This is a genomic window from Streptomyces lasiicapitis (genome assembly GCF_014646335.1).
GTDB classification, from domain to species: Bacteria; Actinomycetota; Actinomycetes; order Streptomycetales; family Streptomycetaceae; genus Streptomyces; species Streptomyces lasiicapitis.
The window spans coordinates 685790-692305 of record NZ_BMNG01000003.1 but is presented as its reverse complement, the minus strand read 5'-3'; the positions used below and the strand labels follow the sequence as shown (position 1 = coordinate 692305).

Here is a 6516-nt window from a genome sequence, read left to right as displayed (position 1 = left end):
GCGCGACCACGCCCAGCGTGTGCGTGACCGTCACGGACGCGGCGAGCGGCAGCACGTCGCGGCGCGCCACACCGTCGGCGCGGGCCTCCCCGGCGAGCCACTGCCTGAGGCGACGGCGGTCGTAGGCGGCTTCGGTGAGCGGTTCCATGGGCGTCATGAGGGCGGCCTTCCGCGGCGGAGGTGGGTGGCGGGCATGGCGGGCGTGCCGGTCTCCTGGGTACGCGAAGTTCCGTACGCCGTCAGGGAATTGACGACGTACGGCGGCGGGAACGGCCGAGAAGCGACTACGCGGAGGAGGCGACCGGGGAGATCAACAACAGCCGTGCGAGGGCAGCGCGCGGGCCCGGAGGGCGCCTGTGGCGGGGCTGCTCAGGCTGAGGATCATGGCGACATGCTACGAGGCCGCGGCGGAACCCGCCACGGCCTCGGCCCCGCTCACGTGCGCAGGGACTGCGTACGCCGCGGGCTACGGCGTCGTCGTCGACACCACGTACACCATCGGATGCCGCGGGTTGGAGCGGTTCACCACGATGTCCTGGGTGGGCGTCGGGTTCTTCATCTCGTGCGAGAGGCCCCACCAGGGGCCGGGTCCGGTGAACTCCCAGCCGACGACGTTGCGGTCGCGCTTGCTGATGGTGATGTCGTCCGCCTTCAGCGCGCTCACGCCCCGGCCGGTGCCGGTCTGCTTGAGGAACTTGTCCAGGCCCTCGTTGCTGGTGAGGAACTGGACGTAGAGACGGCTGGTGCGCCAGTTGTTCGTCTCGTAGTAGGCGACCTCTTCGGAGTACGGCGGGATCGGCACGTCGTACAGCCGGCGCTGGACCTTGGAGGGCCAGCCGGCGGTGAGGCCGGTCGCGGAGTACTTCTTCTCCTTGTCGCGGCCGCTGTTGCGGCTCTGGTTCGCGGAGATCAGCAGATACACGGCGGGTACGCCGATGAGCAGCACGATGATCGTCGCGGTGAGCCAGCGGCGACGGAGCATGTGGCGGCGGTCCTCCGGGGGACGCCGCTCCCCGTCGCCGGGTCCGGGCGGGCCCGGCAGGTCCGGGGACGAGGGCTGGCGGGGCACGGTCATCTACTGGGTTCCCTGGGAGGTGCGGTCGTCGGAGCGGCGGGCCTGGGCGTAGCGCTCATAGCGTTCGTAGCGCTCGACGCGGCGGCGGTTGGCGCGGCGGAAGCGGCGGGCGACCAGGCGGGCCAGGTCGGCGGCGCCCACCATGCCGGCCTCGGGGCCGAGCTGGGCGCGGGCGATGCGGGCCTCGGGGCGGTAGCCGCGGCCTGTGAGGTGGCGGCGGAAGGCGTCCCTGGCCGGGCCGATGAGCAGGTCGTCGGCCGCGCTCACGCCGCCGCCGATGACGAAGCAGGACGGGTCGAGGGCGGCGGCCAGGTTGGCGATGCCGACGCCCAGCCACTGGCCGATGTCCTGGAGCAGCTCGACGCACATGGCGTCGCCCTCGCGGGCCAGCTCGGTGATGAGCGGCCCGGTGATGTCGGGGACGTTGCCCTTGACGCGCTCGATGATGCCGTACGCCACCGGGGAGTCCGCGGCCGCCAGCTCGCGGGCCTCGCGGACCAGGGCGTTGCCGGAGCTGTACTGCTCCCAGCAGCCGCGGTTGCCGCACGGGCAGCGGTGGCCGCCGGGCACGACCTGCATATGGCCGAATTCCCCGGCCACGCCGAACTTGCCGCGCTTGACCTGGCCGTCCTCCAGGATCGCGCCGCCGATGCCCGTACCGAGCGTGATCATGACCAGGTGGTCCTCGCCGCGGGCGGCGCCGAAGCGCCACTCGGCCCACGCCGCCGTGTTCGCGTCGTTGTCCACGAGCACGGGCACCGCGAGACGGCTGGAGATGCGGTCGCGCAGGGGTTCGTTCCGCCAGGACAGGTGCGGGGCGAACAGGACGCGGTTGCGGTCCGCGTCCACCCAGCCCGCGGCGCCGATGCCGACGGCGTGCACGTCGTGCCGGTCGGACAGGTCGAGGACCAGCTCGACGATGGTGTCCTCGACGACCTTCGGGCTCTTGGACTTGTCCGGCGTCTCCGTGCGCAGGGTCTCCAGGATGTTGCCGTCGGCGTCCACGACGCCCGCCATCACCTTCGTGCCCCCGATGTCGATGCCGACGGTGGGGACGCGGGGCGCCGTCAGATGGGAACGGCGCTCACGCGTGCCCACGGTCCGCAGAACGGTGGCTCGTGCGGAGCCGCGGTGCGTGAGGTCGCGGTAGGTGCTCATCGGGCCGATTCTGCCTCACTCTCGCGGGGGCGCGCACAACGGGACCGGGGTGCCCCGGACACTCCCGTGTAGGGCCGAGGTGTGCGCACCTAAGGGGCGCGGGGAACTGCGCGACCAGCCACGACAAAGCCGCAGACGCGTCTGCTCGGTGCTCGGCAGATGCGTCTGCGGCATTTCTCGGGCTGAGCGCGCAGTTCCCCGCGCCCCTTACGGGGCGCCTCCGTCGCCCCTGAGGTCAGGCTCGGGGGCCTGTTCAAGCTCATGACGGAGGTCGTCCAGCTCGGAGCCACCCGCCATCTGGCGGGTGAGTTCGTCGAGGGTGATCTCGTCGCGGGCATGGCTGCCAGACATCGCTCCGCGCTTGAGGAGGACGAAGCGGTTGCCGACGAGGTAGGCGTGGTGCGGGTTGTGGGTGATCAGGACCACGCCGAGGCCCGCGTCGCGGGCGGCGGCCACGTACTTGAGGACGACGCCGGACTGCTTCACGCCGAGCGCCGCGGTGGGCTCGTCCAGGACGAGGACCTTCGCGCCGAAGTACACGGCGCGGGCGATCGCCACGCACTGGCGCTCACCGCCCGAGAGGGTGCCGATGGGCTGGTCCACGTCGCGCAGGTCGATGCCCATGCGGAGCAGCTCGGCGTGCGTGGTCCTGCGCATGAGGTCGACGTCCATGCGCTTGAAGGGGCCGGTGCCCTTCGTCGGCTCGGAGCCGAGGAAGAAGTTCCGCCAGACCGGCATCAGGGGGACGACGGCCAGGTCCTGGTAGACGGTCGCGATGCCGCGGTCCAGGGCCTCGCGAGGGCTGGAGAGCCTGGTCTCCTCGCCCTCGATGCGCAGGGTGCCCGCGTCGTGCTGGTGCAGACCGGCGATGATCTTGATGAGGGTGGACTTGCCCGCGCCGTTGTCGCCGAGCACGCAGGAGATCTCCCCTGCGTGCACTTCGAGGGAGACGCCTTCGAGGGCCCGGATGTTGCCGTAGTACTTGCTGACGGCGTCGAGCTCGACCAACGGCGTACGGTCCGCAGGGGCCGTCTCTTCCTTGGCTACGGCCTCAGTGGTCATTTCGTCGCCTCCGCGCGCTTGCGGACCCAGGCGTTCAGCAGGGTCGCGAGGAGCAGCATCGCTCCGAGGAAGAACTTGAACCAGTCCGGGTTCCACTCGGCGTACACGATGCCCTTGCTGGTCATGCCGAAGATCAGGGCGCCGACCGCGGCGCCGACCGCCGAGCCGTAGCCGCCGGTGATCAGGCAGCCGCCGATGACGGCCGCGATGATGTAGATCAGTTCGTTGCCGACGCCCTCGCCGGACTGCACGACGTCGTAGTTGAACAGCAGGTGCTGGCCGGAGACCCAGGCGCCGAAGGCGACGCCCATGTACAGGCCGATCTTGGTCTTGCCGACCGGTACGCCGACCGCACGGGCCGCGTGCTCGCCGCCGCCGACCGCGAAGATCCAGTTGCCGGCGCGGGTGCGAAGGAGGATCCAGGTGGCGACGGCGATCATCGCCAGCCACCAGACGATCGTGATCTTGAAGTCGACGTCGCCGATGGTGATCGTCGAGGCGAAGACGTCCTTGGCGGAGGAGAAGCCCTCCATGTCGGAGATCGACTTCGTGGAGACGGTGTCGCTGATCAGCTTGGTGAAGCCCAGGTTCGCGCCGGTCAGCATCAGGAACGTACCGAGCGTGATGATGAAGCTCGGCGGGTCCGTGCGGATCAGCATCACGCCGTTGAAGACGCCGATGGCGAGGGTCGCGAGCAGGGACACGCCCACGCCGACCCAGACGTTCGCCGTCATCTGGTAGCTGAACATCGACGAGATCAGCGCGGACGTCGTCACCATGACGCCCGCCGACAGGTCGAACTCGCCGCCGATCATAAGCAGCGCCACCGGCACCGCCATGATGCCGATGGTGGACGCCGCGTACAGGACGGTGGCCAGGCTCGTGGTGCGCAGGAAGCTGTCCGCGACGATCGCGAAGAACAGGAACACCGCCAGGGCGCCCACGACCGAGCCCAGCTCGGGCCGGCCGAGGAACTTCTTCAGCGGCGAGGTCTTCAGGAGACGCTCGTCGGCCACTGGCTTGCCCGGTGCGGGCGCGGTCGTGCTCATCGGGTCCCCCGCTTCGCGTAATCCTCCAGCTCGGCGGCCTGATCCTTGGTGATGATCTGCGGCCCGGTGAGGACCGGCTTGCCGCCGCCGAGCACGTCGGCGTTGTACTTGTACAGCCACAGCAGGTCCACGGCCTCGTAGCCCTGGAGGTAGGGCTGCTGGTCCACGGCGAAGCCGAGCGCGCCGGACTTCAGGCCCGCGGCGACCTTCTCGTTGAGGTCGAAGGTGTCGATCTCCGCCTTGCTGTCCGCGCCCTCCTTGGCCTTCACGGCCGTGTCGGCGAACGGCGCGCCGAGCGTGACGACGGCGTCGATGTCCTTGTCGGCCTGGAGCTTGGCCTCGATGGCGGACTGCACGTCGGGCATGTTGGTGCCCGTCACGTACAGGTTCTGCATCTTGCCCTTGAAGGTGGACTTGGCGCCGTCGCAGCGCTGCTCGTGGCCCACGTTGCCCTGCTCGTGCAGGATGCACAGGGTCTTCTTCTTGCCGCGCTTGGTCAGCTCCTCGCCGACGGCCTCGCCCGCGATCGTCTCGTCCTGGCCGATGTGGGCCAGGGCGCCGAACTCCTTGGACTCCTCCGAGCCCGAGTTCACCGTGATCACCGGAATGCCGGCCTTCTTGGCGCGGGCCACGGCGGCCTTCATCGCGTCCGGCTTGGCCAGCGTGACGATGATGCCGTCGACCTTCTTGTCGATGGCCGCGTCCACCAGCTGGGCCTGCTGCTGTGCCTCGTCGTCGTGCGAGTACAGGAAGTTGATGTTGTCCTTCACCGCGGCCTGCTTGGCGCCGTTCTGGACGATGTCCCAGAACGTGTCGCCGTCGCCCGAGTGCGTGATCATCGCGACGGTCCAGCGGGGCGTGTTCACCGCCGCCTTGCCCTGCGCCTGAGAGGCCTTGCGCGCGTCCTCGGCGCGCTTGCCCCCGGTGCTGCTGCAGCCCACGAGGGACGCCCCGAGCACCGCCGCAAGCACGGCACCCACCGCACGTACTCCAGTCCCAACCCTTGCCACGTCGCCGTGCCCTTCTTGCTTTGCTTGCTTTGCAGTGTTTGCAGTGCTTTTCGCAGTGCTCGCGGTCTCGCCGCCCAAGTATCGGTCACGCGGATCACCCGAGTGGTCATCGGGTGCCGCGCGCGGTGTACTTCTCCAGCTTCGGCACATCCTTCTTGGTGACGACGGCGGGGCCGGTCAGGACCGGCTTGCCGCCGCCGAGGACGTTCGCGTTGGTCCTGTAGAGCCACAGTTCGTCGATCGCGAGGTAGCCCTGGAGGTAGGGCTGCTGGTCGACGGCGAAGCCGACCTCGTCCGCCTTGAGGCGCTTGACCACCTCGGCGTTCAGGTCGAAGGTGTCGACCTCGGCCTTGCTGTCGGCGTCCTCCTTGGCCTTCACGGAGTACGCCGCGATCGGCGCGCCGAGTGTGACGACGGCGTCGATGTCCTTGGCCGCCTGGAGTTTCGCGCTGATGGACGACTGCGATCCGGGCGCGTTGGTGCCGTCGACGTTGAGGTTCTCGACCGTGCCGTCGAAGGACTTCTTCACGCCCGCACAGCGCTGCTCCAGCGAGACGTTGCCCTGTTCGTGGATCACACACAGCGCCTTCTTCTTGCCCCGCTCGGTCAGCTCGTCGCCGACCGCCTCGCCCGCCACCGACTCGTCCTGCCCGATGTGGCTCAGCGCGCCGAAGGCCGTGGAGAACTCGCCGCCCGAGTTGATCGTGACGACCGGGATGCCCGCCGCCTTCGCCTTGCCGAGCACGCTCTTCATCGCCTCCGGCTTGGCGAGCGTCACCACGATCCCGTCGACCTTCTTGTCGATCGCGGTCTGTACGAGCTCCGCCTGGCCCTTGCCCTCCTTGTCGTTGGAGTACAGGAACTCGACGTTGTCCTTCTTCGCCGCCTCCTTGGCGCCGTTCTGGACGATGTCCCAGAAGGTGTCGCCCTCGCCGGAGTGCGTCACCATCGCGATCTTCAGACGTGGGGTGCCTGCGGCCTTCCCGCCGCCACCGCCGCCCCCGTCGTCCGCAGCGTTCTCCTCGTTCTTGCCGCCGGAGCCACTGCACCCGGCCGCGAGCGCGATGACCGCGATGAGGGCTGCTGCCGTGCGGGCTGTGCGCATGGTCCACCTCTTCTCCCGGCCGCCTCGTGCGGCTGGTGGGAGTTTTAGCCGTGGGCC

6 protein-coding genes are annotated in these 6516 nt (G+C 69.5%); all 6 read right to left on the bottom strand.

Features of this window, described 5'->3' with window-relative positions:
- Nucleotides 1-466 precede the first annotated feature (466 nt).
- Entirely contained in the window at nt 467-1075 is a 609-nt protein-coding gene (locus IEY91_RS08545; RefSeq protein ID WP_164318863.1) for a sugar kinase, read from the bottom strand.
- Nucleotides 1076-2233, bottom strand: coding sequence for an ROK family glucokinase (locus IEY91_RS08540; RefSeq protein WP_164318865.1), 1158 nt, complete (start codon nt 2231-2233; stop codon nt 1076-1078). It abuts the gene before it with no gap.
- Between the two features lie 207 nt (nt 2234-2440).
- Nucleotides 2441-3295 carry an ATP-binding cassette domain-containing protein gene (locus IEY91_RS08535; RefSeq protein ID WP_189173448.1) on the bottom strand — a complete coding sequence of 285 codons (855 nt, stop codon included), beginning with the start codon at nt 3293-3295 and terminating at the stop codon, nt 2441-2443.
- Nucleotides 3292-4344, bottom strand: coding sequence for an ABC transporter permease (locus IEY91_RS08530; protein WP_164318869.1), 1053 nt, complete (start codon nt 4342-4344; stop codon nt 3292-3294). Before IEY91_RS08530 ends, IEY91_RS08535 begins: the two co-directional genes overlap by 4 nt.
- Nucleotides 4341-5354 carry a sugar ABC transporter substrate-binding protein gene (locus tag IEY91_RS08525; protein WP_444545469.1) on the bottom strand — a complete coding sequence of 338 codons (1014 nt, stop codon included), beginning with the start codon at nt 5352-5354 and terminating at the stop codon, nt 4341-4343. The genes IEY91_RS08530 and IEY91_RS08525 overlap by 4 nt, the downstream gene beginning before the upstream one ends.
- Nucleotides 5355-5460: 106 nt before the next feature.
- Nucleotides 5461-6459 carry a sugar ABC transporter substrate-binding protein gene (locus IEY91_RS08520; RefSeq protein WP_189173446.1) on the bottom strand — a complete coding sequence of 333 codons (999 nt, stop codon included), beginning with the start codon at nt 6457-6459 and terminating at the stop codon, nt 5461-5463.
- Nucleotides 6460-6516 lie beyond the last annotated feature (57 nt).